The organism is Methylobacterium phyllostachyos (assembly GCF_900103445.1).
GTDB lineage: Bacteria > Pseudomonadota > Alphaproteobacteria > Rhizobiales > Beijerinckiaceae > Methylobacterium > Methylobacterium phyllostachyos.
In genome coordinates this window covers 491,943-517,209 of record NZ_FNHS01000001.1, presented here as the reverse complement: position 1 = coordinate 517,209, position 25,267 = coordinate 491,943, and the positions used below count along the sequence as shown (strand labels likewise).

30 protein-coding genes, 2 pseudogenes and 2 riboswitches are annotated in these 25,267 nt (G+C 68.3%); of the genes and pseudogenes, 8 read left to right on the top strand and 24 right to left on the bottom strand.

Translation table 11 applies throughout. The features are described from left to right. Window positions 1-69: 69 nt before the first annotated feature. The gene (locus BLQ49_RS02575) at window positions 70-426 is read right to left on the bottom strand and encodes a hypothetical protein (RefSeq protein ID WP_091712998.1); all 357 of its coding nucleotides are present in this window, start codon (window positions 424-426) and stop codon (window positions 70-72) included. Between the two features lie 227 nt (window positions 427-653). Between BLQ49_RS02575 and BLQ49_RS02570 the strand changes: the two genes are divergently transcribed. Beyond that, window positions 654-1,250 (top strand): hypothetical protein, encoded by a 597-nt coding sequence (locus tag BLQ49_RS02570; protein ID WP_091712997.1) that lies wholly within the window; start codon window positions 654-656, stop codon window positions 1,248-1,250. Between the two features lie 4 nt (window positions 1,251-1,254). On the opposite strand, the gene BLQ49_RS02565 is transcribed toward BLQ49_RS02570, so the two are convergent. The 6 genes from BLQ49_RS02565 to BLQ49_RS02540 form a co-directional block, all read right to left on the bottom strand. Further along, the gene (locus tag BLQ49_RS02565; protein ID WP_091712996.1) at window positions 1,255-1,473 is read right to left on the bottom strand and encodes a hypothetical protein; all 219 of its coding nucleotides are present in this window, start codon (window positions 1,471-1,473) and stop codon (window positions 1,255-1,257) included. 2 nt (window positions 1,474-1,475) lie between these two features. Beyond that, the gene (locus tag BLQ49_RS02560; RefSeq protein WP_091712995.1) at window positions 1,476-1,670 is read right to left on the bottom strand and encodes a hypothetical protein; all 195 of its coding nucleotides are present in this window, start codon (window positions 1,668-1,670) and stop codon (window positions 1,476-1,478) included. Window positions 1,671-1,867: 197 nt separating this feature from the next. Continuing rightward, a complete protein-coding gene (locus tag BLQ49_RS02555; protein WP_091712994.1) occupies window positions 1,868-2,074 on the bottom strand; it encodes a hypothetical protein in 207 nt (68 codons plus the stop codon). Window positions 2,075-2,161: 87 nt separating this feature from the next. After that, the gene (locus tag BLQ49_RS02550) at window positions 2,162-3,274 is read right to left on the bottom strand and encodes a major capsid protein (protein WP_091712992.1); all 1,113 of its coding nucleotides are present in this window, start codon (window positions 3,272-3,274) and stop codon (window positions 2,162-2,164) included. A gap of 68 nt (window positions 3,275-3,342) precedes the next feature. Then, window positions 3,343-3,744 carry a head decoration protein gene (locus BLQ49_RS02545; protein WP_091712991.1) on the bottom strand — a complete coding sequence of 134 codons (402 nt, stop codon included), beginning with the start codon at window positions 3,742-3,744 and terminating at the stop codon, window positions 3,343-3,345. A 44-nt stretch (window positions 3,745-3,788) separates the two neighbouring features. After that, window positions 3,789-4,325, bottom strand: coding sequence for a hypothetical protein (locus BLQ49_RS02540; protein WP_091712989.1), 537 nt, complete (start codon window positions 4,323-4,325; stop codon window positions 3,789-3,791). A 386-nt stretch (window positions 4,326-4,711) separates the two neighbouring features. Between BLQ49_RS02540 and BLQ49_RS02535 the strand changes: the two genes are divergently transcribed. Together BLQ49_RS02535 and BLQ49_RS02530 are read left to right on the top strand one after the other, a co-directional pair. Further along, complete coding sequence (locus BLQ49_RS02535) at window positions 4,712-5,344, top strand: hypothetical protein (protein WP_091712987.1); 633 nt, start codon at window positions 4,712-4,714, stop codon at window positions 5,342-5,344. Between the two features lie 210 nt (window positions 5,345-5,554). Further along, window positions 5,555-5,734 carry a hypothetical protein gene (locus BLQ49_RS02530; RefSeq protein ID WP_091712985.1) on the top strand — a complete coding sequence of 60 codons (180 nt, stop codon included), beginning with the start codon at window positions 5,555-5,557 and terminating at the stop codon, window positions 5,732-5,734. A gap of 35 nt (window positions 5,735-5,769) precedes the next feature. On the opposite strand, the gene BLQ49_RS02525 is transcribed toward BLQ49_RS02530, so the two are convergent. The 8 genes and pseudogenes from BLQ49_RS02525 to BLQ49_RS02495 all read right to left on the bottom strand — a co-directional run bounded on the left by BLQ49_RS02525 (window position 5,770) and on the right by BLQ49_RS02495 (window position 10,707). After that, window positions 5,770-6,390: a S49 family peptidase gene (locus tag BLQ49_RS02525; protein WP_091712984.1), complete on the bottom strand. Its 621-nt coding sequence runs from the start codon at window positions 6,388-6,390 to the stop codon at window positions 5,770-5,772. Next, complete coding sequence (locus BLQ49_RS02520) at window positions 6,387-6,713, bottom strand: hypothetical protein (RefSeq protein ID WP_091712982.1); 327 nt, start codon at window positions 6,711-6,713, stop codon at window positions 6,387-6,389. Before BLQ49_RS02520 ends, BLQ49_RS02525 begins: the two co-directional genes overlap by 4 nt. A 3-nt stretch (window positions 6,714-6,716) precedes the next feature. Then, window positions 6,717-6,908 (bottom strand): hypothetical protein, encoded by a 192-nt coding sequence (locus tag BLQ49_RS30115; protein WP_244507408.1) that lies wholly within the window; start codon window positions 6,906-6,908, stop codon window positions 6,717-6,719. Between the two features lie 299 nt (window positions 6,909-7,207). Then, window positions 7,208-7,399, bottom strand: a pseudogene (locus BLQ49_RS30110) (ParB/Srx family N-terminal domain-containing protein); the annotation flags it as partial. Window positions 7,400-7,546: 147 nt separating this feature from the next. Beyond that, a complete protein-coding gene (locus tag BLQ49_RS02510; protein WP_091712981.1) occupies window positions 7,547-7,891 on the bottom strand; it encodes a hypothetical protein in 345 nt (114 codons plus the stop codon). Between the two features lie 80 nt (window positions 7,892-7,971). Continuing rightward, on the bottom strand, window positions 7,972-8,373 hold the full coding sequence (locus tag BLQ49_RS02505; protein WP_091712979.1) for a hypothetical protein: 402 nt from the start codon (window positions 8,371-8,373) through the stop codon (window positions 7,972-7,974). Window positions 8,374-8,425: 52 nt separating this feature from the next. Then, a complete protein-coding gene (locus BLQ49_RS02500; protein WP_091712977.1) occupies window positions 8,426-8,893 on the bottom strand; it encodes a hypothetical protein in 468 nt (155 codons plus the stop codon). Then, on the bottom strand, window positions 8,890-10,707 hold the full coding sequence (locus BLQ49_RS02495) for a hypothetical protein (protein ID WP_091712975.1): 1,818 nt from the start codon (window positions 10,705-10,707) through the stop codon (window positions 8,890-8,892). The genes BLQ49_RS02500 and BLQ49_RS02495 overlap by 4 nt, the downstream gene beginning before the upstream one ends. Window positions 10,708-11,783: 1,076 nt before the next feature. After that, a riboswitch (Fluoride riboswitch) is annotated at window positions 11,784-11,846 on the top strand. Between the two features lie 93 nt (window positions 11,847-11,939). Here BLQ49_RS02495 and ppa point away from each other — a divergent pair. The 3 genes and pseudogenes from ppa (at window position 11,940) to BLQ49_RS30550 (ending at window position 13,419) form a co-directional block, all read left to right on the top strand. Then, complete coding sequence (gene ppa / locus BLQ49_RS02490; protein WP_091712974.1) at window positions 11,940-12,482, top strand: inorganic diphosphatase; 543 nt, start codon at window positions 11,940-11,942, stop codon at window positions 12,480-12,482. 38 nt (window positions 12,483-12,520) lie between these two features. Beyond that, window positions 12,521-13,249, top strand: a pseudogene (locus BLQ49_RS30830) (histidine phosphatase family protein). A gap of 35 nt (window positions 13,250-13,284) precedes the next feature. Next, the gene (locus BLQ49_RS30550) at window positions 13,285-13,419 is read left to right on the top strand and encodes a hypothetical protein (protein ID WP_280140934.1); all 135 of its coding nucleotides are present in this window, start codon (window positions 13,285-13,287) and stop codon (window positions 13,417-13,419) included. 29 nt (window positions 13,420-13,448) lie between these two features. On the opposite strand, the gene ilvD is transcribed toward BLQ49_RS30550, so the two are convergent. From ilvD to BLQ49_RS02455, 5 genes are all read right to left on the bottom strand, one after another. Further along, the gene (ilvD, locus tag BLQ49_RS02475; RefSeq protein ID WP_091712969.1) at window positions 13,449-15,278 is read right to left on the bottom strand and encodes a dihydroxy-acid dehydratase; all 1,830 of its coding nucleotides are present in this window, start codon (window positions 15,276-15,278) and stop codon (window positions 13,449-13,451) included. Window positions 15,279-15,435: 157 nt separating this feature from the next. Continuing rightward, complete coding sequence (gene eno / locus BLQ49_RS02470) at window positions 15,436-16,734, bottom strand: phosphopyruvate hydratase (protein ID WP_091712968.1); 1,299 nt, start codon at window positions 16,732-16,734, stop codon at window positions 15,436-15,438. A gap of 109 nt (window positions 16,735-16,843) precedes the next feature. After that, window positions 16,844-18,646, bottom strand: a complete 1,803-nt coding sequence (gene xoxF5, locus BLQ49_RS02465) for a lanthanide-dependent methanol dehydrogenase XoxF5 (RefSeq protein WP_091712966.1) — start codon at window positions 18,644-18,646, stop codon at window positions 16,844-16,846. 635 nt (window positions 18,647-19,281) lie between these two features. Next, window positions 19,282-19,351: riboswitch (Fluoride riboswitch) on the bottom strand. A gap of 90 nt (window positions 19,352-19,441) precedes the next feature. Then, window positions 19,442-19,789: a hypothetical protein gene (locus BLQ49_RS02460; protein ID WP_091712964.1), complete on the bottom strand. Its 348-nt coding sequence runs from the start codon at window positions 19,787-19,789 to the stop codon at window positions 19,442-19,444. A gap of 4 nt (window positions 19,790-19,793) precedes the next feature. Next, complete coding sequence (locus BLQ49_RS02455; RefSeq protein ID WP_091712962.1) at window positions 19,794-20,231, bottom strand: EamA family transporter; 438 nt, start codon at window positions 20,229-20,231, stop codon at window positions 19,794-19,796. A gap of 187 nt (window positions 20,232-20,418) precedes the next feature. Here BLQ49_RS02455 and BLQ49_RS02445 point away from each other — a divergent pair. Both BLQ49_RS02445 and BLQ49_RS02440 read left to right on the top strand, forming a co-directional pair. Next, window positions 20,419-21,560, top strand: a protein-coding gene (locus tag BLQ49_RS02445; RefSeq protein ID WP_091712958.1) for an IS3 family transposase whose coding sequence is annotated in 2 segments (ribosomal slippage) — window positions 20,419-20,686 and window positions 20,686-21,560 — 1,143 coding nt in all. Because the reading frame shifts where the segments join, the coding sequence is not laid out codon by codon here. 653 nt (window positions 21,561-22,213) lie between these two features. After that, a complete protein-coding gene (locus tag BLQ49_RS02440) occupies window positions 22,214-22,405 on the top strand; it encodes a hypothetical protein (protein ID WP_091712956.1) in 192 nt (63 codons plus the stop codon). Window positions 22,406-22,521: 116 nt separating this feature from the next. Here BLQ49_RS02440 and BLQ49_RS02435 read toward each other — a convergent pair whose 3' ends face one another. From BLQ49_RS02435 to BLQ49_RS30095, 4 genes are all read right to left on the bottom strand, one after another. Beyond that, complete coding sequence (locus BLQ49_RS02435) at window positions 22,522-23,007, bottom strand: DUF421 domain-containing protein (RefSeq protein WP_091712955.1); 486 nt, start codon at window positions 23,005-23,007, stop codon at window positions 22,522-22,524. Between the two features lie 8 nt (window positions 23,008-23,015). Continuing rightward, window positions 23,016-24,137, bottom strand: coding sequence for a molybdopterin-dependent oxidoreductase (locus tag BLQ49_RS02430; RefSeq protein ID WP_091712953.1), 1,122 nt, complete (start codon window positions 24,135-24,137; stop codon window positions 23,016-23,018). A gap of 65 nt (window positions 24,138-24,202) precedes the next feature. Beyond that, complete coding sequence (locus BLQ49_RS30100; protein WP_244507398.1) at window positions 24,203-24,658, bottom strand: YncE family protein; 456 nt, start codon at window positions 24,656-24,658, stop codon at window positions 24,203-24,205. Beyond that, a complete protein-coding gene (locus tag BLQ49_RS30095) occupies window positions 24,659-25,177 on the bottom strand; it encodes a YncE family protein (RefSeq protein WP_244507397.1) in 519 nt (172 codons plus the stop codon). Window positions 25,178-25,267 lie beyond the last annotated feature (90 nt).

The window sequence follows — 25,267 nt, the reverse complement described above, 5'->3', positions numbered from 1 at the left end:
GCCGTCCGGCCCTTGTGCCTTGCCCCGTGCGCACACGGTAGCATGACAACGTGCGCAGAGATGCTGACGTCATGCCGACCGGGCGGCGCGAAGGACGAGGCCCTCAGCGCGGAGAGCGCGGGTCCGCATGCGGGCGGTCTCAGCCCGGACCGTGGCGGTCTCGGTGCGGGCGGTGGCGAGCTCGCGCTGCAACCGGGCGACCTCGGCACGGAGGGCGGCGGCCTCGTCGACGCTGGCCTGCAGGGCGGCACGCTGGCGGGTGACGGCCTGCATCGCGCGCCCGGCGGCGCTGACGTTCCGGAGGCCCTGCTCGTAATCGGCGTCGGCCTGACGCCGCCGGGCATCGGCCATGCTCGTGGCGAGCACGCCCGCCAGGGTCATGCCCACCCGGTCGAGGTCGCTGGCGATTCCGTGGGCGCTCGTCATGGGGTCACTCCCTCGTCCGGTGTGACCTCACGATCGGGGGTCACGGACTCACTGTCGAGGGGGAGTCAACGGCTGTCCCTGGCCCGGACGCCAGAACATGTGGAAAGCTCGAACGGTGGTTAGCGCCCCGTTACTTGCTGGTTGTGTAACGAAAAGTCAGAGGTACGGCGTCACCGCTCCGACCGCATGTGTGGTCCGGTGCACGCAGCCCAGGCACGCTCGAAGGCATGAAGTTCGCCGTCTCCATCGACACCGAGCGCTACCGCCGCCAGGTCAAGGACCTGATCAGGACGAGGCTGCTCCCGGCCCAGCAGGACACCGTCCTGTACCTCGCGGCGTCCGCCCGGAAGAGACTGATCGAGCGCGCCCCGGAGTTCCTGCAGAACCCCGTACCGTGGACGCTGCAAGGGTTCGCGTTCTCCCCGGCCGGCGACGGCGACCGGGCGGCCGCCTTGGTCTACGTCATGGAGAAGCAAGCCGAGGTCCTGAGGTTCGCGGTCTTCGGCGGGACACGCCGCGGCGGGGACTACGCCACCACGCCGGCCGGCCCGCTCGTCCCCGGGCGTGACGCCGTCCTCGACGAGCACGGCAACATGCCCCGCGGCGAGGTCTCGGACGCCATCTCGCGCGGCGCCCGCTGGGTCCGCCTGCGCCCGACGGCGCCGCTCACCCTCATCCTGCCGGGGCGCGAGCGCGGCCGCCCCGAGGTCATAGCCGCCATCGTGGCCGAGACACAGTACGAGGCGCGGTTCCCGTTCGAGCTGATCGTCCGTGACGCCGTCACTGCCGGGTTGCAACAGGCGGGCAAGAAGTTCCGCCTGTGACGGGTCACGAAGCCGTCGGGTAGAGCGGCACGAGCTTGGGGTTCACGACCACGTTCAACTGGGGGCTTGCCCCGCCGCTCGCTGTCATCGTCTTGACCGGTCCCTTCCACGTCGCCCCGGCGTCGAACGTGACGTAGGCCATCCCGTAGTTCGAGAACTGCGTGTTGGCGCCGGGAGCGCCGGGCGAGCCTTCGAGGCTGCCGCTGGGGACCGCGAGACCCATGGTTAGAGCGCCTCCCAGATCCGGAACTCGATGCTGCCGGCCTCGGCCTTCAGGGCGATGCAGCTGTCCGTGCGGACCGCCACCGGCCATTGCTTCCCGTCATGGCTCTTGGGGGCACCGGCCAGCGCCGCGGGCGAGCCCGCGTTCGCCGAGGTGACCGTCGCGTCGAGGCTGCCGCCGTCCGGGCCCGCGTTCACCCACGCTGGGCCAGAGGTCCAGACGACGTAGCCGCCGCGGGGCAGCGGGACGGAGACGAAGGGCGTCGACGACGCCGACGGCGACCATCGGCGAATCGAGCCACTGCAGTTCCAGGGGGACCTGCTGCCCGATGTTGTTGTCGGAGACGGGCGGGTGGAACCCGGCCGAGGGGGACGTCTGCATCGGGCCGTCCCCCTTACTTGCCGGCCTTGCCGCCCTTGCCGAGGTCGACGCCCTCGGGGGCCTGCTCGTCGGTGGCGAGGATGGTGACGTAGCCGCCCTCCTGCAGGTCGGCGGCGACGGACAGCGGCAGGGTGAGCTCGTCGCCCGGCCCCTTCCAGACGGCCTCGCCGTCCTCGACGGTCTTCACGCCCCGCAGGGCCCGGCACAGCGCATCAGCCATGGCGTCTCGTCCTCGGTCTCAGGTGGTGGGTTCGGGAGGGTCGCGAAGCGGACCGCCCGGCGCGGAGGGCGCCGGGCGGGGTGCCGGTCAGTTGCCGTTGAAGGTGAGCGGGTTGCCGAACACGTTCATGGCCCAGCAGGCGTTCGGGCGGACCGGGATGGTGATGGGCGCGGCCTCGCCGTAAACCCACTCGCGCGAGGGGTCGTCGGTCATCCAGGTGTCCATGAAGAGCTCGGTCGTGGCCTGACCCATCTTCACGGCCTTCTTGTTCTCGATCCGGCCGTAGGCGTGCACGCCCTCCAGGTCGGGACCGACGCCGATGACCGCGCCCGGGGGCAGGACCGGCACGCACTTGGTCACCGTGAAGGTGCCGTCGGGGAGGACGTTGATGACGTCCTTGTAGTCCTGGTAGATCCAGAGGTTGTAGTCGCCCATGTTGGCGACCAGCTTCGCGCCGCGGACGGTGTTGGTCGGCCCGATGTCGGCGGTGTTGCCGCCCGCCGCTCTACGGAGATTGATGATCTCCTTCAGCTTCGGGTCCTTGCGGGCCCAGCGCCACGCCTGCAGGTCCATGTAGACGTCGGTGATGAGGGCGCCCTCGATGTTGTTGACGAGCTCGCCCTTGTCCTCGATGTCCTGCAGCGGGTCGGCCAGCGCGCCGCCGTTCCAGCGGGCGTCGCCGAGGAGCACGGATTGCAGCGCCGGGTCGCGGCGGAAGTTCAGGACGATGGGCTCGGCGTAGCCGACACCGTTGACCACCAGGCCGCCGGTCACGATGGACTCGACCGCCATGCACTCCTCGCGCCGGGTGAACAGGTCGCGCATCTTGGTGACCGTCCGGACGAAGTTCGCGGCGTCCCGCTCCTGGGCGGTCATCTCGCCGCCGATCTGCTCGCCGGCCGCGCGGACGAAGGCGCCCTCGACCGGGACCTCGGCCTTGAGCTTGACCGTCGGGGGCTGGAAGTCCCGGGTCACGAAGCCGTCGAGCTGCATGTCCGGCGCCTTGGAGCGCGGGTGCACATACGGCGCGACCTGGCGGTTGCCGATCTCCAGGTCGATGTAGATGTGCTTGTGCTCGGACTTGAGGATGCCCGGGAAGAACTTCCCGAGGAAGACGGTCTTCGGGCGCTTCAGGGACTGGACGAGCTTGATGACGCGCGCGGTATCAGCGGTGTTCATCGTGCCGGGGGTGTCGGCCATCGAGGCGGTTCCTTAGTCTGGCGCGCGGGGCGGCGTTGCGGGATTGGCGCGAAGGGGCGGGGCCGGCGTCAGCCGACCGCCGGGATGGCGACTTCCGAGAGGTAGATGCCGAGGTCGCGGAGGTCCTCCTCGACGGTCAGGAGCGTGTGGCCCGTGCCGACCGAGACCCAGGTCTTGGGGAAAGTCCCCTTCGTGTAGGTCACGCCCTTCTTCGAGCCGCCGGTGGTGTCGACGCTGGAAGCCAGCACCAGGCGGGCTCGCTGCGAGCCGTCGTTCACCGCCGAGGCGTCGGCCTTGGTCTTGGCGCAGAGGACGTACTCGCCGGTCGCGTCGATGCGGCCAAGAACGGAGCCCTTCTTCAGGACCTGCCCGGCGGCGAGCGTGACGGTGCGGGTCTCGACGCTGTTGTCCGAGCCCCAGCGGTAGTCGTAGGGGTTCGAGGTGAACTCGTCGCTGCGGGGGATGCCCATGGTGACCTCTGGTGTTCAGGCTGCGGAAGGGGTGGCGGGCGCAGTCAGGCGACGCCCAGGCTCTTGGCCGCGGCGAGCCACGGATCCTCGGGCTCGCCCTTGCCGCCGCCGCCGGCGCCCAGGCTGGGGTTCGGGGCCTCGGCGTTCATGGCCTTCCGGAAGGCGGCGCCATTCGGCGACGTGGCGGACGATTCGCGCTGGGCCGGGGCCTCGGAGGCCTCGGTGTCGACGTCCTCCAGGGCGGCGGCCATGACGGCCTCGGCCTCCGCCGCGGACAGGTCGGTGTCGTAGGCGAGGTGGGCGGCGAGCTTCGGCATCAGGCCGGCGGCCTCTGAGCCGGTGATGGCCTTCATGCGGGCCTTCTCCGGGGAGAGAGCCTTCACGGGGGCGGTCGCCGCGGCGGCCTTCTTACCGTCCTTCTTAGGGGGCGTGACGCCCTCGCCGTCGTCCTCATCGTTGTCGGAGACGTCCTTGTCCACCTCCTTGCCCTCGGCCTTCTTGGCCTTGGCCTTCTCCTCCTCGGTCTGCTCCGAGGCGGTGCGGGGCGTCGCCAGCTTGGCGCGGAGGCGGGGGGCGGACATGGGCTGCTCCGGGTTCGGGGGACCCGCGCGCCGCCCCGGCATCGTGCCGGGGCCGGTGAGCGGGTCTGGAACTGTGTGTCCCGGAGAGCGTCAGGTGCCGCCGTGCATCCGCCAACACATGCCCGAGCGGAAAAATCGCCGGTGGACAACGGCCTCCTCGCGTGCGCACGCGCGCGCCCGCCGGCTTAAGAAGTCGGCAGTCCGTACCGGGTCCCGGTTCGAACAATGACTTCGATGGTCTGAACTTCGTGGCATTTGATGCCGTTCGACGGTATTTCTCGGGGCTTGACATACCGATGGCGGAAATTCCCGCGGTGTAAATCGGCGTCGTCTAGACGCCGTGCGCCCTTGCGCTTCTAAGCGTCGTGTGCACTTATGACGGTGTCATGGACGCGTTGGATACACTCATCGCTGAAAAGCGGCAGGCCATTCGGGCCGTGGAGGCGGAAATCGCCGACCACGAGGCCAAGGTCGTCAGCCTGCGCGAGAGCATCATGCTCGCCACCGTCGAGTTGGCGGCGTTCGAGAAGGCCGCCTCGCTTCGCCCCCTCTCGTCGCTGAGCGGCGACGACGATGCGTCGGACGCCTCGGACGGTGACGGCAAGCGCCGCGGCCGGCAGCGCGGCAGCATCTCCCGGGCTTGGCGTAAGACGCTCGGCTATCTCAACTTGACGGGCGAGCCTTTCGACTACGAGATGATGATGAGTGCCGCCCAGAGCGCCGGCATCAATGTGCAGTCCATCGCATCCATCCGCGACCGCGCGCGGGACTACGTGACCCAAGGCTTCCTCGAAGGGACGCCCGAGGACGGTTTCCGGGTCACCAAGAAAGCGGTCGACCAGTTCAAGCTCGATCAGGCGCCAGCCGCCGGTCACGGCGGGCACTCGCCCGAGGTGCCGGAGATCGAGGAAGAGGAAGAGGACGACGACGCCTCGGACGCCGATACCCTGCGCGAGCAGGGCGCGACGAGTGACGCGCCGTTCTTTGGGGACTCCGATGGAGGCAGTATGGCCTCATAGACTGTGCTTCGACGGCTCAGGTCCGGCCGGTCGAAGAAACGGGGTCGAGCGCTTGCAACACCCGACCCCGCTTGGACCATCAACAACAGCCGCTTCCGGGAGGAAGCTGCGCTGAAAGTCGACGGCTCCGCAGCCTGAACGTGTCACTTTCCGCCGCAGTTTTCAACTCGGGAGCCCCTTCATCCTGTATATGAACAGGAGGGCTCGCCCATGCGCGGCCGCTTCCCCTGCACGTTCGAACTGGCGTGCTACGTCCTCTACCTCGTCGAGATCCTCGGCCTCACTCAGACGGAGGCCGCCATCATCGTGGGCCTCAACGTCGGATCGGTGAACCACGTCGTCCACCGCCGCCGGCACCCCGAGGCCTACCCGGTCCCGCTCCCGTCGTGACCGATTCGGACCGGGGCGGTGAACGCCCCGGTCCTCTAAGCAACCTGCAGCAGGCCGCTTAGGGTCTCGTCCTCGTCCCCGACGAGCTCCGCCATGACGTCGTCGAATGTCGAAACCTCGTCGGCGAGACCGGCGTCGACGGCGGCCTGACCGATGAACACCGCGCCCTGGCCAAACTGCTCGGACCCGACGACGTCCACCGACAGGCCGCGGTATGCGGCGACCTGCGCGATGAACACCGCGGCGGTGTCGTCGGCGATCTTCTGGATTGCGGCCCGCCCCGAATCGGTCGCCACGTCCGGGCGCTTGTTCGGGGTCTGGGACGAGATGATCTCATGCGTCTTCACCCCGGCCTTCTCGTCGGCGCCGCGGCGGTCGGTGATGGAGCAGCAGCACCCGAGCGACCCGATGGCCAAGGTCGGCGTGATGGCGATGTGGTCGGCCGCGGACACGATCCAAAGGGCCGCGCTGCAGGCGTCCCCTACCACCATGGCGATGACGGGCAGGTGCTCGGACGCCGCCTTGACCGCGGCCGCCGCCTCGCTGCAGCCGGTGACTTGGCCGCCGGGGCTGTCGACCTCCATGACGATGCCGCGGAGCGCGCCATGGCTGACCGCCGCGGTCAGGTCGTCTTTCAGCGTCTGGTACGAGGTCATGCCGCAGCTCTCCAGCCACGACGCCCGCGCGATGAGCGGTCCGATGACCGGGATGATGGCGACCCCGTCCCGATGCTCTTCCCGTACTCGCGCAGGTAATCGTCGCCCTCGGCCAGCGCCTTCCGCTTCGGGGGGCCGTCTACATCGACATCGTGGTCGCCGGCCGAGACGCCGCCGGTGACGTGGTCCTGTGCCCGCGGGGCGAGGGCCTTGATCTGGATGTCCTCCCGGCGCGCGAGGAACACGAGCTCGTCGAGGCCCTCCGAGGTGATGGCCCACGGGCGGCTCAGCGCGGTGGCGATGTGGGCGAGGTCGCGCGCCATGGCTCAATGCTCCCTGTCGGTTTCTTCGTCGCGCTCGGGCTGGGGCGGCGCGGCGCCGCCGCCGGTGACGGCATGGCGGGCGGCGAGGTCGAGCGGGTACGGGCGCTTCCGGGCGGCGTAAAACTCGGCCTCGGATTCCTGCTGCTCGGCCTCTTCCTGCCAGCGCCGCCCGAGCTTGGCCCACTCCATCTCCATGGTGGTGGTGCCGTTCGCCAGACGTGCGGCTCCTCGCCGAGCATGACCTCGCGCACCGGCTCCTTCTCGGGCGGCGGCGCGAGGAGCTCCTCGTACTCCCTGAGCTCGGCCTCGCCGAAGCCGAGGGCCTCCAGGCCGGCGTCGCCGAGGTCGAGGTCACCGGTTCCGATGGCGTCCTGCAGGGACCGGAGCTCCTCCGCCAGCAGCTTCTCGTCCCAGCCGGCGTTCAGCGCGATGCGGTTGTCGGCCAGCACCAGGGCGCCGCGTTCGGCATCGGTCAGGCCGGTGACTCGGATGACCGGCACGTCCTGCATGCCGAGGGACTTCGCCGCGGCGAGGCGCCCGTGGCCCGCGATGATCACGTCGCGCTCGTCGACGAGGAGCGGTTGCGTGAACCCGAAGCGGTCGATGGCGGCCGCGAGTTGGGCGACCTGTTCGGGGGAGTGCGTACGCGCGTTGCGGTCGAAGCCGGTGAGGGTGCGTACCCCCACGATTTCGACCGCTGCGTACCTGAGGCGGTGGTCGGTGCGCACCTGCTAACCCTCTGACGATTCAGGGCGACCGGTGCCGGTGCGTACCTGCGTACCCAAAAAAATCGCGTGTGCCCCGCCTGGGCCCGGAATCGGGAAACCTGCGGGTCAGGCCCCCCGGCCGGAAGGACCCGCGACCCCCACCCCCCTCGGCCCCCTCCCGCCCCGGGGAGCGGGGTGCGCACCCTCCTCGGCGAGGCAAGCCACGCCACCGGGGACGTCAGCCAGGCTGAACCACCGGCGGGCTGCCCCCTCGCTCACGCCGCGGTAGTCGCCACGCGAGATCCGGGTGACGCCCTCCCGGGCCTCCAGCAGCCCGAGGGCCTCGCCCTGGCTATCGAACCCCACGAGGCGGGCGGTCTCCTTGCGGACGGCCTCGGCCACGTGGCTGGGGATGGAGCGGCCCTTGAGGTTGCTGGGGCGGACGATGGGATTGGCGTTGTAGCGGGGCATGGGGGCTGGCCCTGGTGGGTGACGTCCCCACGGTCGGGGCGCCCCGTGCATCCGCCAACACATGCCCCTCAATGGCGGTCTCAGGCCTGCCGGGTCAGCCCGAGGCGCTGCATCAAAGCCGCCTTGGCTTGCGGCTGCGCGACGCCGCGGCGCTCGACGAGCTCTTCCATCGCCTGCCCGAGCAGCCCGCCGAGGTCGTAGGAGATCCCCTCGAAGCTCCTCTGCTCTCGCACGCGCGCGCGAAGGCCGCCTCGACGGGACAGGTCTGAGAGGGCCGTGGCGATGGCGGCGTCGACTAGACGGGGCTCGGGGATGCCCTCGGCCTTCCGTCTGGCACGCTCGGCCCGCTTGCGCTCGGCGGCGTCCCTGCGCTCACGGGCGGTGCGCGCCGAGCCGGTCTCGGGCGCGGGGTCGTCGAGGTAGATCTCCTCGGGCATCTGCTCGACGAGACCGGCGAGGATGTAGGAAGCTTCGGTGAGCATGGGGCTGGCTCCTCGGGAAGATCATGCCAGCCAGCCCGGCAAGGCACGACGCCTAGATGCGGGACGGGCCACCCCACCCGAGACGGAACGGTCCGACCGGTATAGTGCCGAGATGGGCCACGATGGCGTCGAGGACCTCGGGCTTGCGGGCCCGCACGGAAATGGTCGCCTCACGGACGAGGGCATCGGCCCGCTCCCGCCCGTCGTCCGTCTCGTCCGCCAGGGCGCGCCCGGCCGCCACAAGGGCGCGCCGCATGGCACCGCCCCGGGACGCGTCGTAGTCCGCGAGGACGGCGTGCACGGTGCGCCAGTCCCGCAGGACGCCCCGCAGGTAGGTCCGCCCGGCCTCGTGCGAGGGCGGGGGCAACAGGGCCTCGGTCTGCTCGCTTAGATGATGGACCGCGCCGGCCGCGTACATGCGGCGGCCATGCGGCGAGACCGGCTGGGCATCGCCGTACCAACCGGCGCGGATGGCGGCGAGGCAGGCGACGCGGTCGAGACGTTCCTGCTCGGGGGTCACGCGCAGGCCTCCATGTCGGCGGGGACGGGGGCCGGACATGAGAACGCCCGCCGGGCCGGTGGGCTCTCAGCGGGCGTCCGTCCTCGGTGGAGGGAGGTGCCAACCATCGTGACGACGGCAGAATAGGCTGCGGCGGAGTCAGCGACAAGGACATCCACGGACTGGTCGCCACTTTCCCTTGTACCCCGTAACACTTCATGTGTGCCCTCGGGGGCGTCCGCGAGGGCGGGAGATTCGATGACGTCGCAGGTCTCCGGCTCGACCACGGGGGCCGGGACGGGCGAGACCTTCCGGGCCTTGGCCGGCTTAGCCGTCGACCCGATGTCGGCCACGACACGGGCGTCGCGCAGGCAGGTATCTAGGTAGCGCTGCTCGATCCCGAACACCTCAAGCACCTCGCGGTTCTTCAGGCCCTCGTCCCGCATCTCCAGGGCCACACGACCGACCTCGCGCCGGGTGTCCTGCGAGACATCCCGGGAGCCGACGCCGGCCGCGCGCCGGCTCTTCGTGACCCGCTCCTTCGCGTTGGCCTTCCGGCGCGCCTCGTCGACCAGCATGCGCAGGTCGGCCCTCTTCATCTCGCGCGGTTTGATGTCGAGCTCCTCGACGAAGTACGCGGGCGACGGGCGGTAGCGGGGGTCCACCTTGCGCTCGACCGGCACGGGGCCGCGGCGGTCGATCCAGACCTTCTTGATGCGCTGAGCGGCCTCGCCGGCGTGCTGCACGACCGTGACAGTCTTGGCGATGGCCTCGTGCTCCTCCAGGCCGCAGCGGGCCGCCTGGTCGCGAATGTAGCCGGGCAGGTCCTTGGCGGGCATGCGCCACGACGCGGCGTAGGCCAGCATCAGGATCCAGGTATTGCGCCCCTCGCCGTCGGGGATGGGCCCGGTTCCGAACCGCAGGGCGAAGAGCCTTTCCGGGTCGGTGCTGATCGTCTCCCAGTAGGAGCGACCGCCGAGCTTGGCCCCGTGCAGCCCGGCGCGCGGCTTCCTGGCGGCGAGGCGCTTGGCGACCAACTCGGCCTTGGCGGCGAGCCGCTCGGCCTTGGTCTGGCGGGCGTGCGGGAGGACGGCGGCCGCGAGGCAATCGAAGGTGGTGCGCTGCATGTCGGCCAGCACCGGCGGCCACACCATCCCGACCTGCTGGCCGGACCTCTCGTTCTTCGAGCCGGGCAAGCGGAACCACTTGGTCGGGCTCTTGCCGGAACGGTCGCTGCCGAGGAACAGGAACTTCTCGTGCAATGTCTTCTGCACCGCCTTCCAGCGGGGAGCGATGAGGGCCCAAGCCTGGGCCTGGTACTGCCAGACCACGAGGTGGCCACGGCCGCTGAAGTTGATGAGGGTTGGGGCCGGGAGCCCGAGGTCCTCGCAGCTGTTGAGGATGACCTCCCGGATGACGGACGGCGGGACGTCCCGCCAGGCCTCTTCCTTGTAGCTGTCGAGGTCGACCCAGGACGACCCGATGCCCACGATGTTGGCCTCGGACTTCTTGGGCTTGGGTTGGCCGCGCTCGTGGTAGCGGTACGTCGCCATCGTGATGAACCGGGCACCGGCGATGTCGACGGTGCTGCGGGTCGCGAGGGCATGGGGCGACCAGCGCTTGTTCGTCCAGGTCATGACGGCGTGCCCCTTGGCGTCGATCTTCCGGGTCGCCACGGGTCCGCCGAAGGCGACCTGCCCGGTGCCGCCCTTGGGGTGGAGGATGCGGGCGAAGTCGAGCGGACCGACCTCGTGGGCGTAGCGCAGGCCCGAGACGATTACGTGCGGGGCGCGCGTGGAGGCCTTGCCTCCGACGACAGTGTTCAGGGGGGTCACGACGGTCCTCTAGCTAGGCTCGACCGCAGGGCACCTCTGACCGCGGGGGAGCAACTCGATGGACCAAAGCTACACCGGGACCCGGAAAGGTCAAACTCGGGTAAGACTGTGGAACTACTTCGAGGTTGGCGTCCGAATTCGGCGGGGGTGAAGGCGCAAGGATGCCGGAGGAAGGCGCCTGAGAGGCCGCTACGCCACCTCGTTCGGATGGGGTGCTATACCAGGTCGCCGACACGGCCAGGGTGCCCTGCGAGGCTTCCCTGCGCCTTGATGCTACTTCCACCGTACCGGGCGCGACTGCGATCGGGGTGTGGACGAGCCAAAAAATTTTCTCCCCCGACTTTGGCCTTCGGCCAGAGAGGACATACCCCGTAACACTTTGTGTATGGTCGCCGCCTCAGGTAGAGCGCCTTACCCCTGTGTGCGCCTTCGAAGGCACCATCCTTTCAGCTCCCCCTTTAGCCGGGGGTGAACCCGAAGTTGCTTGTGGTGCGCTCTGCGATGCGGGCGCGCACTTACCCAGCCCTCGTACACCCCTCGCCGGACGCCACTGTAATTATTCACTGCCGGTCGACGCCAACTCCGCATTGGAGAAGCCGTAGCGCCGGCGGCTAGGCTCCGACGGAACGGTCATCGCGAACCGCCACCCGCCGAGTGCTGCGTGAGAGTTCGCGTTGGCCGGCGGGGAGGCCGCGCTAATCAACGCAAAGGTGTCGAGGCCGCTACACATTCGAGGTACGTATCCGTGGTTCGTCGGATGTTTTCAAGGCGCCATAACCGCTCACCGAATCTTCGTTGCGGCGAAGGATCATGTCGAGGTTCGGAAATCCGAGCTTGGCTTGCACGGCATCTCCGAAGCGGCAGATTGAAAAATCGGACCCCGTCTGAACAGTCTTGTCACCAAAAGCGGCCGTTCCGCTTTGCGCCCAACCCGGTCATTCAGCTTCCTTTGACAACATCTAGAAAGCGGACGAAGCCGGCTTGGATTTGCCCGTCACTTGGAAGCGGCGCCTTGAAAGGGTGTTCCCGTTTTTTGTGCAGGAGGTTCCCCTTGATCCAAACGAATTGGCTGTTATGTCTGACTTGGGAATGGGGTCTCCCTCAAAACCGCCCTCGGGGCTGATGACTCCTATCGTTGCCAACGCACGATAGGAGTGTGCCTTGTCCCCGTACCGCCCATCATCACTAATTCGTGCCCGTCGTCTCTCCGCTCCTGCCGAGAGCGTGCAGCCATGAATCTTGCCGCGATCAGCCCGGGCACTGCGCCCTTCGACGAGGTCAACGTCGTGATCGAGGTCCCCATCGGCGGACCGCCGATCAAATACGAGATGGACAAGGCGTCCGGCGCCCTGGTCGTCGACCGCTTCCTCTACACCCCCATGCACTACCCGGGGAATTACGGTTTCATCCCCAACACCCTGTCGGAGGACGGGGATCCCTGCGACGTGCTGGTGGCCAACACCCGGGCGATCCAGCCCGGCGCCGTGATCGCCGTGCGGCCGGTCGGGGTTCTCCTGATGGAGGATGAGCACGGTCCCGACGAGAAGATCATCGGCGTGCCGGCCGCGCGGCTGACGCGGCGCTACGACGGCATCCGGGCACACACCGACCTGCCTGAGATCACCCGCCAGCAGATCCAGCACTTCTTCGAGCACTACAAGGACCTGGAACCGGGCAAGTGGGTGCGCATCGCCGGCTGGGCGGATGCAAGCCGAGCCCGCGAGCTGGTCGCTGCGGCCGAAAGGCGGCAGCGCGAGAAGGTGGCTCTGTTGTGAGCCCTGGCTCGCCTGCGGGCGCGCCGAACCTGGTCCTTATGCGGCACGGCGAGAGCGAGGCGAACCGAGCCAATCGGTTCACCGGGTGGCTCGACCCGCCACTGACCGCACGGGGCATTGGGGAGGCCCGAGCGGCGGGCGCCACGCTTGCCGCACGGGGGCTGGACGTCCGGACCGCCTTCGCGTCGCCCCTGCTCCGGGCGGTGGCTAGTGCATCGATCCAGACGGAGGCTTCAGCCGAGTCTGGAAAAATTGATGCTCGAACAATGAGCGAGTGCTCACTCGCATGAACGAAGTGAGTGCGTCTGAGCACTAGTTGCGCCCTCGCCCTGGAGACGCTGGGACAACCGGAGGTGCGCCCGCGGCTCTGCGAGGCCCTGGTCGAACGCGACTACGGGGAGTTGAGCGGACTGGACAGGGCCCAGGCCTGCGAAAGGTGGCCGCCGGACCGGATCGAGCGATGGCGACGCTCCTACGCGGACGCGCCGCCCGGGGGCGAAAGCCTGCGCGATACCGCGGCGCGCGTCATGCTCGGCTACGTGCGGGAGATCCTGCCGGCGGCCATGAATGGCACGACCCTGGTCGTTGCCCACGGGAACTCGCTGCGGGCCCTGGTCATGGCCTTGGACGGGCTCACCCCGGACGCGGTGGAAGACCTTGAGCTGCCCACCTGCGCGATGCGCCTCTACACGCTGGCACCGGACACGACCGTCCTGTCGCGAACGTGCCTGGAACCGACCCTGCAAGCCGTCGACGGAGGAAACTGATGGTCAATTCGCCCGGGGAAGATCCCGATCTCGAGATGAGGGACATCGACGAGATGGGGCGCCTGGAGCGGCGGCACGCGGTGGGCAAGGCGCCCATCCCGCGTGCCGTCCTGATCGGCGCCGCCATCGTCGTCATCGCGGTCGTGGCCATCTGGCTTCTGTCGCGCTGAGGTCCGGCCGCCGGTCCGTTGGGTCGAGCTCAGACCCGCCGGACCGCGCCCTTCGCCGCGCTGGTCGTGAGCATCGCGTAGGCGCGCAGCGCCGCACTAACCTTGCGCTTGCGCGGCTTCGTCGGCTGCCAGCCCGCCGCGTCCTGGGCGACCCGCCGCCGGTCGAGCTCCGTGGGTTCCACGTCGAGGTGGATGCTGCGTGCCGCGATGTCGATGGCGATCCGGTCGCCGTCGCGCACGAGGCCGATGAGGCCGCCCTCAGCCGCTTCCGGGGAAACGTGCCCGATGGACAGACCGGAGGAGCCGCCGGAGAAACGCCCGTCCGTGACGAGGGCGCAGGCCTTACCCAACCCCTTCGATTTCAGGTAGCTCGTCGGGTACAGCATCTCCTGCATGCCGGGTCCGCCGCGCGGTCCTTCGTAGCGGATCAGCACCACCTCGCCCGCCGTGACCTTGCCGTTAAGGATGCCGTCGACGGCCGCGTCCTGGCTCTCGAACACGCGGGCCGTCCCGGTGAAGGTCAGGTTCGAGGCGTCGACACCCGCGGTCTTCACGATGCAGCCGTCCTCGGCGAGGTTGCCGAACAGCACGGCGAGGCCGCCATCCTGCGAGTAGGCGTGCGCGGCGTCGCGGATGACGCCGCCCTCCCGGTCGAGGTCGAGTTCGTCGAAGCGGGATTCCTGGCTGAACGCTACCTGGGTCGGCACGCCGCCCGGGGCCGCGCGGTAGAAGTCCTGGACAAAGGCGGCCGGTTCGCCACGGACGTCCCAGCGGGCGAGCGCCGCGCCGAGCGTCCCGGCCGAGACGTTGCCCACCCCGGTGTCGATCAGGCCGGCCCGGTCGAGCTCACCCAGAATGCCCATGATCCCGCCGGCGCGATGCACGTCCTCCATGTGGACGTTGGCCACCGCCGGGGCGACCTTGCACAACACCGGCACCCGGCGCGACAGCCGGTCGATATCGGCCATGGTGAACGGCACCTCGCCCTCGTGGGCGGCGGCCAGCAGGTGCAGCACCGTGTTGGTCGAGCCGCCCATGGCGATGTCGAGAGTCATGGCGTTCTCGAACGCCTGGAAGCTCGCCACCGCGCGGGGGAGCACGCTGGCGTCGTCCTGCTCGTAGTGGCGGCGGGCGAGATCGACGATCAGGTGGCCGGCCTCGACGAACAGGCGCTTGCGATCGGCATGGGTGGCGAGCACCGAGCCGTTGCCGGGAAGGGCCAGCCCGAGCGCCTCGGTGAGGCAGTTCATCGAGTTCGCCGTGAACATGCCGGAGCACGAGCCGCAGGTCGGGCAGGCCGAGCGCTCGATCACCGCGACGTCGGCGTCGGAGATCCGGTCGTCGGCGGCCGCGATCATCGCGTCGACAAGATCGACCTTCTTGGCGATGCCGGGGAGCTGGACCTTGCCGGCCTCCATTGGGCCGCCCGAGACGAAGACGGTCGGGATGTTGAGGCGGAGCGTTGCCATCAGCATGCCGGGGGTGATCTTGTCGCAATTCGAGATGCACACCATCGCGTCGGCGCAGTGGGCGTTGACCATGTACTCGACGGAATCGGCGATCAGCTCGCGGGACGGGAGCGAGTACAGCATCCCGTCGTGGCCCATGGCGATGCCGTCATCCACGGCGATCGTGTTAAACTCCTTGGCGACGCCGCCGGCCGCCTCGATCTCACGCGCGACGAGCTGGCCGAGGTCCTTCAGGTGGACGTGGCCCGGCACGAACTGCGTGAAGGAATTCACCACCGCGATGATCGGCTTGCCGAAATCGGCATCCTTCATGCCGGTGGCGCGCCACAGGCCGCGGGCACCGGCCATGTTGCGGCCGTGGGTGGTGGTGCGGGAGCGATAGGCGGGCATGGGCGTCTCGTTGGTGTCATGCGCGTTCTGCCGGATAGGCGTCGGCGAACAAGCGGGTTCGGCTCGGTGCTGTCATGCACCTTGGCTGTTGGCGTCCCGTCCACGCTCCCGCCGGCATCGGTGACGGGAACCGAGCGGGCGCCGACCTTGCTCGGCGCTACCAGGAGCGTCCGTAGCGCGCGAACGGGTTCTCGAAGCGCGCGCGGGCGCCGAGTTCGGCCTCGATGGCCAGCAGGCGGTTGTACTTGGCCAGCCGCTCGCCCCGGCAGGGCGCTCCGGCCTTGATCTGCCCGCTGCCCATGGCGACCGCGAAGTCGGCGATGAACGTGTCCGTGGTCTCCCCGGAGCGATGGGAAACCATCGTTGCCCACCCGGCCTTCCGGCACAGGGTGATGGCCTCGACCGTCTCGGACACGGTGCCGATCTGATTCAGCTTGATCAGGGCCGCGGTGCAGGCCCGTTCGTCGATGGCCTTCGCGATGAAGCGGGGATTGGTCACCAGCAGGTCGTCGCCGACGACCTGTATCCGCTCGCCTTGCGCGGCCGTCTGGGCGACGAAGCCGGTCCAGTCCTCCTCCCCGAACCCGTCCTCGATGGAGACGATGGGCCAGCGCTCGACCCAACGGCCGTAGAGCTCCAGGAGCTGCGCGCGGTTTAGCATGCCAGTCCGCGATCGGGCGAGGTTGTAACCGTCCGTCGCCGCGAAGGAAGAGGCCGCGGGATCCAGGGCGATGGCGACGTCGGCGCCCGGCCTGTAGCCGGCCCTCTCCGTGGCCTCCACGATCAACGCCAAAGCCGCCTCGTTGTCCGGCAGGTTGGGTGCGAAGCCGCCCTCGTCCCCTACGGCCGTGGCCAGCCCCCGTTCGTGGAGGTTCTCCCGAATAGCCGCGTAGGTCTCGGCCGCGACACGCATCGCCTTGGCCACGCTCGACGCGCCGACGGGCACGAGCATGAACTCCTGGACGTCGAGTGAGCTGTCGGCATGCTGACCGCCATTGAGGACGTTGAGGCACGGCATCGGGAGAAGGGTTGCGGCCTCGCCTCCAAGATGGGCGTAGAGGGGACGGCCCGTCGCGCGCGCGGCCGCACGCGCCGCCGCCATGGAGACGCCGAGCAGCGCGTTGGCGCCGAGCCTGGACTTGTTCGGCGATCCATCGAGCTCGACGAGCGTCCGGTCGACGCCTTGCTGGTCGGCTGCGTCCCACCCCCGGAGCGCCCCGGCGATCTCGCCACGCACGGCCCCTGCGGCCATCAGCACACCCTTACCCCCGTAACGAGCCGGGTCGTTGTCGCGCCTCTCGACCGCCTCGTTGACGCCCGTCGAGGCGCCCGAGGGGACGCCGGCGGTGGCACTGACGCCGCCTTCCAGCGTGACGCGGACCTCCAGGGTCGGGCGGCCGCGGGAGTCGAGGATTTCCAGGGCTTCGAGGGCGCGGATCTTCGTGTCCGGACGCATTGGGTATTCCGTTGATTGATGAAGTTCCTCGGCGGTAACCGAGCAAGGAGAAGGGTGCCGGCGCGGAACCCGCGCCGGCACCCTCATGTCGTCAGCGATGTGCCGCTGTTCAGTTCGGCAGGGCGAAGTCGGTCAGCGTGCCACCGAGGTTGGTGTACTGCGACAGGGCCGCATAGCCACCCACCGCGCCGAGGCCGGCGTTCGGGTCGGTCAGGCCGGCCGCGAGGCCGATGCCAGCCCAGCCGCCGACGCCCGACAGGACGGCGATGTGCTGCTTGCCCTTGATCGCGTAGGTCATCACGTTGCCGATGATGCCCGACGGGGTCTTGAACTTCCAAAGCTCCTTGCCGGTCTTGTCGTCGACCGCCTTGATGTAGCCTTCCAGGGTTCCATAGAAGACCACGTCGCCGGCGGTGGCGAGAGCGCCCGACCACACCGAGAACTGCTCCGGATCGGACCAGACGATCTTACCCTTCACGCCGTCCCAAGCGATGAAGTTGCCCATGCCGCCGTGCGAGTTCGGGGCCGGGTACATCGAGAGGGTCGCACCGACGTAGGGCTGGCCCGGGGTATAGGTCACCCGGAACGGCTCGTAGTCCATGCAAACGTGGTTGGTGGGCACGTAGAACAGGTTGGTCTTCGGCGAGAAGGCCGCAGGCTGCTCGTCCTTCGACCCGAGGGCCGCCGGGCAGATGCCCTTGGAGTTGGTGTCCTCACCGTTCTGCTCGGTCGAGTATTTCGACTGGACCAGCGGGCGGCCGTAGGTCTTGGAGCCCTTGTCCATGTCGACCTTGGACGCCCAGTTGACGGCCGGGTCGAACTTCTCGGCGACCAGCAGCTCGCCCGTCTCGCGGTTCAGCGTGTAGCCGAAGCCGTTACGGTCGAAGTGGGTCAGGAGCGGCTGCTCCTTGCCGTCAACCTTCTGATCCGTGAGGATCATCTCGTTGATGCCGTCGTAGTCCCACTCGTCGTGGGGGGTCATCTGGTAGACCCACTTGGCCATGCCGGTATCGGGGTTACGCGCCCAGATGGTCATCGACCACTTGTTGTCGCCCGGACGCTGCTTGGGGTTCCAGGTCGAGGGGTTGCCCGAGCCGTAGTAGACCAGGTTGAGCTTGGGGTCGTAAGAGTACCAGCCCCAGGTGCAGCCGCCGCCGGTCTTCCACTGATCGCCTTCCCAGGTCTTCAGCGAGGAGTCCTTGCCGATCGGCTTGCCGAGTGAGGTGGTCTTCTCCGGGTCGACCAGCAACTCGTCGTCCGGACCTTCCGAGTAGCCGCGCCAGATCCGCTTGCCGTCCTTCAGGCTGTAGGCGGTGATCGAGCACTGCACGCCGAACTCGCCGCCCGAGATGCCGACGAGGACCTTGTCTTTGACCGGCATGACCGTGGCGGTGTTGGTCGCGCCCTTCGACGGATCGCCGTTCTTCACCGACCAGTTGACCTTGCCGGTCTTGGCGTCGAGCGACACGAGGGTGGTGTCGGCCTGGTGCAAGAGGATGGCGCCGTCGGCGTAGGCCAGACCACGGTTGACCGTGTCACAGCACATGACCGGGATCACGGACGGATCCTGCTTGGGCTCGTACTTCCAGAGGATCTTCTGCTCGTGCTCAAGATCCAGCGCGTACACGATGTTCGGGAACGGCGTGTGCACGTACATGACGTTGCCGATCACGAGCGGCGCGCCCTCGTGGCCGCGCAGAACGCCGGTCGAGAAGGTCCAGGCGACCTGCAGGTCCTTGACGTTCTTCGTGTTGATCTGGTCGAGCTTCGAGAAGCGGGTGTTGGAATAGTTCAGCCCGGGGAACGCCCAGTCGTTGGGGTTCTCCATCATCTTCATGAGGTTTTCGTTGGCCGAGGCCGGCAACAGGGTTGCGGCGTAGGCGACCGATGCCACGAGGGCGATCTTTTTCATGCGCGTTCCTCCGTACTGACGCCCCTGACCCCGTCTTGGCGTGGCCATGCGTCACTTCACGCGTGCTTGTCGTCGCAGGAGATCGTTGTTCAATGGCAACGACTTCAGGCGAGCGTCGTAGGTCTATCGAATGCACGTCGGATTACAATAAGATTCTTCTAAGTGCGACAGTTTTTCAGATCTAACTCGATATCAGCTCATGATTAGACATGACTAAACCTCCCAAAAAACCATTAAGGTTTCAGGATGTCAGTAATGGCGCTTTTTAAAGATCAAAGTACCTGTTTTATTGGCTCGAAGTCGCGGTTTATGCCTTGACTCCGGGTCGTACAGGGTTACATTGACCCTGCAAGGTTACTCTAATCTTGTTTGCGACAGACTTGGATCTGGCGAACGTCTTAAGTTACCGCTCGGGAGGTTCGCTGGAGACGGCGGGGTCTTAGGACCTCGCCGTTTTTCTTGTGCGAGCACGCAAAAAGGCGCGCGCAGTGTCGCGCACGTCAGGGCGGCTCAGAGCGGCGAAGGGTGGGATCGCATCGGCACACAGCTCACGCAGGATCCCGGCGAAGGGATCAGGTTACGGGAGGTGCGCGGCCGGAAGTGGGAACAGGCATAGCCCTACCCGCGCCCGGAAGCGCACGGTAGGAGCTATCGTCCAGGCATAGGGCCCGGCAGTTGTCGGGGAGCTCCATCCCCATCCCACGTCCGGGACAGTGGCTTAATCCACGGCGGCCGTCAATTCCGACGCAGGTGACAAGGCTGTGACGGCACCCGAACGAGTTCGGTGTTGCCGGGTCAGCCGTCCGCGAGCGCCGACGCGAGGAAATAGGATCCGTAGGCGACGACCATGAAGGCGGCGGCGCCATCCAGAAGGAATGGCGGTACGCTTCGGAAAACCCCCGTTCGGCCCAGCGTCGCCGCCAACGCGCCGATGATCGCGACGCCGAGCGCGACCCCGAGCGTCGCAGTCGCGGCGCCCTCGCGCAGGGCGACTACGGCAGCCGCGCCGAGGACGCCGCCCAACAGGAGACTGCGCCAACCGCAGCGGTAGGCTCCCGCGATCAGGACCGTGGCCGCGATGGACAGTTTAATGAAGGTAACCTGGAAGGTGATGACCACGCCGAGCCAGGAGACGTCGCCCATGCGCTCAACCCCGGAAGGCGACGAGGATCGCGCCGGCTGCGATCAAGACGATGCCGAGCCAGTTGGGTCCGGACAACCGCTCGCCCAGAAACACGACCCCAAACACGGCGACAAGCACGACGCTGAGTTTGTCGATGGGGGCGACCTGCGCCGCGTCACCCAGCTTGAGCGCCCGGAAGTAGCACAGCCACGAACCGCCGGTGGCGAGACCCGAAGGGACCAGGAACAGGTAGGTCCGGCCGGACACCGACGAGAGCGGCTGCCACTGGCCGGTCGCGATCAGGACGCCGCTGAGGACGAGCAGGATCACCATGGTGCGGATGAAGGTGGCGAAGTCCGAGCCGACCGCCTCAATGCCGACCTTGGCGAAGATCGCGGTCAGCGCTGCGAAGCCGGCCGAGAGCAGGGCCCAGGACTGCCAGGACTGCAGCAGGCCCCTCACGGAGTCCTCGGCGCGGGGCCGGCCGCCTGATGGCGCTCCACGGCGGCCGCGATCATCGCCCGCGCCGCGGCCGCCGTGTCCCAACCGGTGATCCGGACCCACTTGCCGGGCTCCAGGTCCTTGACCTGACCGGCTGGTTTTGGACCGGGCTGATTGAGAGGATCAGCCAGGACCAAAGGAGTTGGACATGCGGCGAGGTCAGAAGACGAACGCGGAGCAGGTCGTGCTCAAGCTGCGCCAGATCGAGGTGCAGACAGCCCAGGGCAAGGGTTTGACCCTTGCGTGCAGGGAGGCGGAGATCTCCGAGCAGAGCTATTACCGCTGGCGCAAGGAGTACGGCGGCCTTCAAGTCGATCAAGCCAGGAAGATGAAGGATCTGGAGCGCGAGAACGCTCGTCTGCGCCGGCTCGTGGCCGACCTTTCTTTAGAGAAGCAGGTGCTGGCGGACGTCGCCTCGGGAAACTTGTAGCCCCCGAGCGACGCAGGCAGGCGTTGGACGGCATCCGTGAGAAGTACGGCCTCTCGGAACGTCACGCCTGCCGGATCGTCGGCCAGCACCGGGGCACGCAGCGCTACATGCCTACCGTGCTGGCCGACGAGGATGCGCTGACCCAGGCCATCATCGCCCTGGCGTCCGAGTACGGACGCTACGGCTACCGCCGCGTCACCGCGCTGCTACAGGCAGCCGGCTGGCAGGTCGGCAAAGACCGGGTTCAGCGCATCTGGCGTCGCGAGGGGCTGAAGGTCCCCAGCCGACATAGACCCCGCAGCCGCCTGTGGCTGAACGACGGCTCGTGCATGCGGCTACGACCGCTTCACCGTAATCACGTCTGGAGCTTCGACTTCGTGCAGGCCCAGACGCACGATGGGCGCTCTCTGCGCATCCTGACGCCGATCGACGAGCACAGCCGGGCCTGCCTCGCGCTGAAGGTGGCGCGGCGCATCAACAGCGTCGGCGTGATCGAGGCGCTGGCCGATGCCATGTGCCTGCACGGCACCCCGGAGCATATCCGCTGCGACAATGGCCCAGAGATGATCTCGAAGGCGTTGCGCAAGTGGGCCGCCAAAGCTGGCTCAAAGATCCGGTACATCGCGCCAGGATCCCCGTGGGAGAATGGCTACTGTGAAAGCTTCAACGGCAAGCTTCGTGACAAGTGTCTTCGCCAGGAGATCTTCTACTCGCTGAAAGAAGTGCAGATCGTGATCGGTCTATGGCAAACCACCTACAACCGCGTTCGACCGCATTCGTCGCTGGGCTATCGGCCGCCCGCGCCCGTCAGCTACCCGGATCTGGCCTTCCGTCTACCCATGGCCGCCACCATGCAGTAGCCTCTCAATCGGCTCGGTCCAAAATACCGGTCAGGTCAGCTATTATGTAACGGCAGCCAAAGGTTATTGGTAGTCACCGAGTTCACTATAAACAAATTAAATTTTCAACATATAGTTTTCTTGTTGAACTATTGCCTTCTAATCTGCGCAGCTGATGTGGCCGATGTCAATTTCAACTGTCTCGTCGATTCGCCCTTTGAGGTTGGTGGCGGGAGCATTCACGACACTGGATTGAACCCTCATCACTTTCAACCATTGCAAAGGGCTATGTGGGCTGGCGAGATCGTCAGTAACTCGTTCGCTAGTTATGCTGCCGCCGTGATCCGCCCCCACTGAAGTGGGTACGTCCGCGAGATCGTGGTGCGGGGGCCCGGGGCCGAGGTGAAGCGGGGGGAGGCCGCGCGGGGACGACTGCTTCAGCGCGCAGCAGCCGGGCGGGGCCAAGTGGCAGACCGAGCGCTTCTGTCATGAGCCACGGTGAGCGTCGGTCGCCGACCGGCCGCGCGACGTGTCCGGGACGATCGGTCCGACGGCCGTCGCGGCTCTGGGATCGGGCCGGCAGCGACGGCGATCACGCTCGGGTGATGGGCGGCGCCTGGAACGCCCTTCGTTGTCAGCAAGTTAGACCCGCACGATCATCGGAGGATCACCCCATGAAGCACGTCACGCTCGCCGCCGCTGTCCTCTCGCTCGGTCTGCTCGCAGCTGGCTCGGCCGAGGCCAAGGGCTGCCTGAAGGGCGCCGCCGTCGGCGCGGTCGCCGGGCACATGGCCGGTCACGGCGTGGCGGGCGCGGCCGCGGGATGCGCCATCGGCCACCACCGGGCCAACAAGAAGCACGGCTGACGCTCGTATCGGTCTCGGTCGGAACCTGAGAGGGCGCCCCGGAGACGGGGCGCCGTTTCTCGTACATCTCCCCGGACCGCGTCCGCCTCCCGGGGCGGCAGCCCCGGCCGGAAGCATCAGCGCTTGCGGACGCTGATGGTGCCGGAGGGTTCGAGCAGGACGAGGCGCGTCTGCGCGACATCCGCGACCTTGGCTTGATGCAGGGCCTCGGCGAGGTCGGCCTCGCTGACCCCGTGGCGGCGCATCGCGGCCTGGACGGCGCGCCCGTCGCGGGCCAGCACGACGGATCCACCCTCGACGAGGCGGGCGATGCGCGACGAGGCCGCCGCCGCCCGGGCCAGCGCCGCGTGCAAGCCGACCATCAGCGTCGAGGCCGCCAGCGTCCCGAACAGCGGCGCGGCGCCGGTCAGTGCCCGACTCAGCGACGAGCCGACGATGATCGAGACCACGATGTCGAGCGCCGACCAGCGCCCGAACACCCGCCGCCCGCCCAGCCGCAGCAGAAACAGGCCGTAGGTGAAGACCAGCGCCGCCCGGGCACATTCCTGCCCCCACGACAGCGCGTGGTCGGCGCCGAAGACGAACTCCGCCCAAGCCGGCACGGCGCGCCTCAGCCCACTGTGACCCGCACCCGGTGCCACGCGGTGCTCAAGTAGCCCTTGCGGTTCCAGGTGTCGTCGGCGGCGGCGGGCTGGGTCTGGCCGGCCGCGTCCCAGGCGCGCACGGCGAGCTCGTGCTCGCCCGGGGGCAGGTCGAGGTCGATCGACCAGAACGTCCAGGCGAAGGGCGCCTCCGCCTCGCGCTCCAGGCTGGCCTGCGCCCAGGTCCGCCCGCTGTCCCCGGAGACGTCGACGCGGGCCACCGTGCGGTCGCCGCACACCGCGTAGCCGCGCACAGCGGTGAGCCCCGCCGGCAGCGACGCCCCGCGGGCGGGCTCGCAGATCGCGCTGTTGAGCGGCATGGTCTCGATGGTGATGCCGTCGTCAGGGCCGACCTTGTCCGGATCGACCTGCGGCGGCAGAAACTTGTAGTCGCCCGCCTGGATCGGGTTGTCGGATGGGCGATCCTGCACGGTGATGGACGCCAGCCACTTCGGGCTGCGCACGCCGGCGTAGCCCGGCACCACCGCACGCAGCGGGAAGCCGTGCTCGGGCAGGAGCGGTTCCCCGTTCATCGCGTGGGCGAGCAGCGTCTCCGGCGCCAGCGCTTTGGCCATTGGAATCGAGGCGCCGTAGCGGTAGGCTTCCCCTTCCACGGTGTCGTGACACGCGAAGGCGACGTGCAAATCCTCCTGCGCGTGCGCCCGGTCGAACCCGGCTGCCGCCAGCACGTCGGCGAGACGGGGACCGGTCCAGTCGGCGGTGCCGATGGCGCCGGCGTCCCACGGGTCGCCCGAGACCGGGGCGACCGCGCGCATGTCGGCCCGGCGGTTGCCGGCGCATTGCAGCGTCGCCGTCACCGTCGCCTGCGGCATCGCCTGGATCTCGGTGAGCGACAGGGACAATTTTCGGCCCACCGCCCCGCCGACCTCCAGGCGATAGGCCTCCGCGTCGATCGCCGGCAGATCCCCGTGCGAGCGCACGTAGAAGTCCGCCGCCGCCGTGCGCCAGGACGCCCGCAGCCGGTCGAGCGGCGGCTCGGCATTGTAGGGGGCGCGCCCGTGCACGATCAGGCGCGCCATCCGCTCGGCAAGTCCGCCATCGGAAAGGCTGTGGTCGGGCTGGTTCGACATCGGTGGTTCCTCGTGTCCGGGTCGCGCCGCCGGGACCAAACGGGTCCCGGCGGCGCGACCATGCCTCAGGGCTTCATCAGGGAGACGACTGCGTTGCTCGCGCGGTCGACCACAGCCACGCTCAAGTCGCGGTTGAGCGCGTACGTCTTGGTCCCGTCGGGCGAGAACACGATCGCCTTCCGCGGCTCGTTCAACCCGGTCACCGTCGCCACCACCTTGCGAGTGCTTATGTCGATCACCGACAGGGTGTTGTCTTTCAGGTTGCCCGAGTAGACGAACTTCCCGTCCGAGGTCAGTGCTGCGCCGTAGGGGTCCTTGCCCACCGGGATCTCCGCGACGACCTTCCCCTCCGGCACGTCGACGACCCTGATCGCGTCGCGCCCGCTGTTGGCCGCGTAGATCGTCTTGCCGTCCTTGGTGACCGAGATGGCGCGCAGCTTGTCGAAGCCAGCGATCTCGCCCGTCGGCTTGTCGGTCGCCGTGTCCACCAGGGTGATCTTGTCGCCCACGAAGTTGGTCACCTAGAGGGTGCCCCCGTCCGGCGAGAGGCGCACGCCCTGGCGCGGTTGGTCGAAGCCGGACACCACCGCCTTGGGCAGGCCCGTCTTGGTGTCGAACACGGCCACGGTACTCGACGCCTGGTTGTTGACGTAGAGCGTGCCACCGTCGGCCGAGAGGACGGTGCCGAAGGCGCCGGGGCCGGCGGCGAGGGCCATCGTCTCCTTGCCCGTCGCGGTCCCGTGGGCGGTGACGCGGCCGGTGCCGCTGTCGGAGACGTAGAAGCGCGCGCCGTCGGGGCTGAAGACGATGTTGCGCGGGGTGACGAAGCCCGGGAGCGTGCGACTGAGCTTGCCCGAGGTCACGTCGTAGACGAGCACGCGGCCCTCGTCGCTGTTCGAGGCGGCGGCGGTGCGCCCGTTGGGGCTGAGGGCGAGGCTGTTGTTCTTGATGGCCGAGTCGAAGCCCGCGGCGAGGTCGGGGGTCGCCGCAGCGAGGGCGAGGGCAGCGCCGAAGAGGGCGACGTGGCGTGAGACAGGCATGGATCAGCTCCGGGGCACGGCGGGTGTGCGTGCCCGGATGAGGAGTCCGGCGCGGGCGATCTATTCCACCGGCGGTGCGGAATTCGGCGC

Excerpts from the sequence above, each read along its gene's own strand:
- BLQ49_RS02575 (WP_091712998.1), bottom strand. The coding sequence starts at position 426 with ATGACGAGCGCCCACGGAATCGCCAGCGACCTCGACCGGGTGGGCATG.
- BLQ49_RS02570 (WP_091712997.1), top strand. The coding sequence starts at position 654 with ATGAAGTTCGCCGTCTCCATCGACACCGAGCGCTACCGCCGCCAGGTC.
- BLQ49_RS02565 (WP_091712996.1), bottom strand. The coding sequence starts at position 1,473 with ATGGGTCTCGCGGTCCCCAGCGGCAGCCTCGAAGGCTCGCCCGGCGCT.
- BLQ49_RS02555 (WP_091712994.1), bottom strand. The coding sequence starts at position 2,074 with ATGGCTGATGCGCTGTGCCGGGCCCTGCGGGGCGTGAAGACCGTCGAG.
- BLQ49_RS02550 (WP_091712992.1), bottom strand. The coding sequence starts at position 3,274 with ATGGCCGACACCCCCGGCACGATGAACACCGCTGATACCGCGCGCGTC.
- BLQ49_RS02545 (WP_091712991.1), bottom strand. The coding sequence starts at position 3,744 with ATGGGCATCCCCCGCAGCGACGAGTTCACCTCGAACCCCTACGACTAC.
- BLQ49_RS02540 (WP_091712989.1), bottom strand. The coding sequence starts at position 4,325 with ATGTCCGCCCCCCGCCTCCGCGCCAAGCTGGCGACGCCCCGCACCGCC.
- BLQ49_RS02535 (WP_091712987.1), top strand. The coding sequence starts at position 4,712 with ATGGACGCGTTGGATACACTCATCGCTGAAAAGCGGCAGGCCATTCGG.
- BLQ49_RS02530 (WP_091712985.1), top strand. The coding sequence starts at position 5,555 with ATGCGCGGCCGCTTCCCCTGCACGTTCGAACTGGCGTGCTACGTCCTC.
- BLQ49_RS02525 (WP_091712984.1), bottom strand. The coding sequence starts at position 6,390 with ATGACCTCGTACCAGACGCTGAAAGACGACCTGACCGCGGCGGTCAGC.
- BLQ49_RS02520 (WP_091712982.1), bottom strand. The coding sequence starts at position 6,713 with ATGGCGCGCGACCTCGCCCACATCGCCACCGCGCTGAGCCGCCCGTGG.
- BLQ49_RS30115 (WP_244507408.1), bottom strand. The coding sequence starts at position 6,908 with ATGGAGATGGAGTGGGCCAAGCTCGGGCGGCGCTGGCAGGAAGAGGCC.
- BLQ49_RS02510 (WP_091712981.1), bottom strand. The coding sequence starts at position 7,891 with ATGCCCCGCTACAACGCCAATCCCATCGTCCGCCCCAGCAACCTCAAG.
- BLQ49_RS02505 (WP_091712979.1), bottom strand. The coding sequence starts at position 8,373 with ATGCTCACCGAAGCTTCCTACATCCTCGCCGGTCTCGTCGAGCAGATG.
- ppa (WP_091712974.1), top strand. The coding sequence starts at position 11,940 with ATGAATCTTGCCGCGATCAGCCCGGGCACTGCGCCCTTCGACGAGGTC.
- BLQ49_RS30550 (WP_280140934.1), top strand. The coding sequence starts at position 13,285 with ATGAGGGACATCGACGAGATGGGGCGCCTGGAGCGGCGGCACGCGGTG.
- ilvD (WP_091712969.1), bottom strand. The coding sequence starts at position 15,278 with ATGCCCGCCTATCGCTCCCGCACCACCACCCACGGCCGCAACATGGCC.
- eno (WP_091712968.1), bottom strand. The coding sequence starts at position 16,734 with ATGCGTCCGGACACGAAGATCCGCGCCCTCGAAGCCCTGGAAATCCTC.
- xoxF5 (WP_091712966.1), bottom strand. The coding sequence starts at position 18,646 with ATGAAAAAGATCGCCCTCGTGGCATCGGTCGCCTACGCCGCAACCCTG.
- BLQ49_RS02460 (WP_091712964.1), bottom strand. The coding sequence starts at position 19,789 with ATGGGCGACGTCTCCTGGCTCGGCGTGGTCATCACCTTCCAGGTTACC.
- BLQ49_RS02440 (WP_091712956.1), top strand. The coding sequence starts at position 22,214 with ATGAAGCACGTCACGCTCGCCGCCGCTGTCCTCTCGCTCGGTCTGCTC.
- BLQ49_RS02430 (WP_091712953.1), bottom strand. The coding sequence starts at position 24,137 with ATGTCGAACCAGCCCGACCACAGCCTTTCCGATGGCGGACTTGCCGAG.
- BLQ49_RS30095 (WP_244507397.1), bottom strand. The coding sequence starts at position 25,177 with ATGCCTGTCTCACGCCACGTCGCCCTCTTCGGCGCTGCCCTCGCCCTC.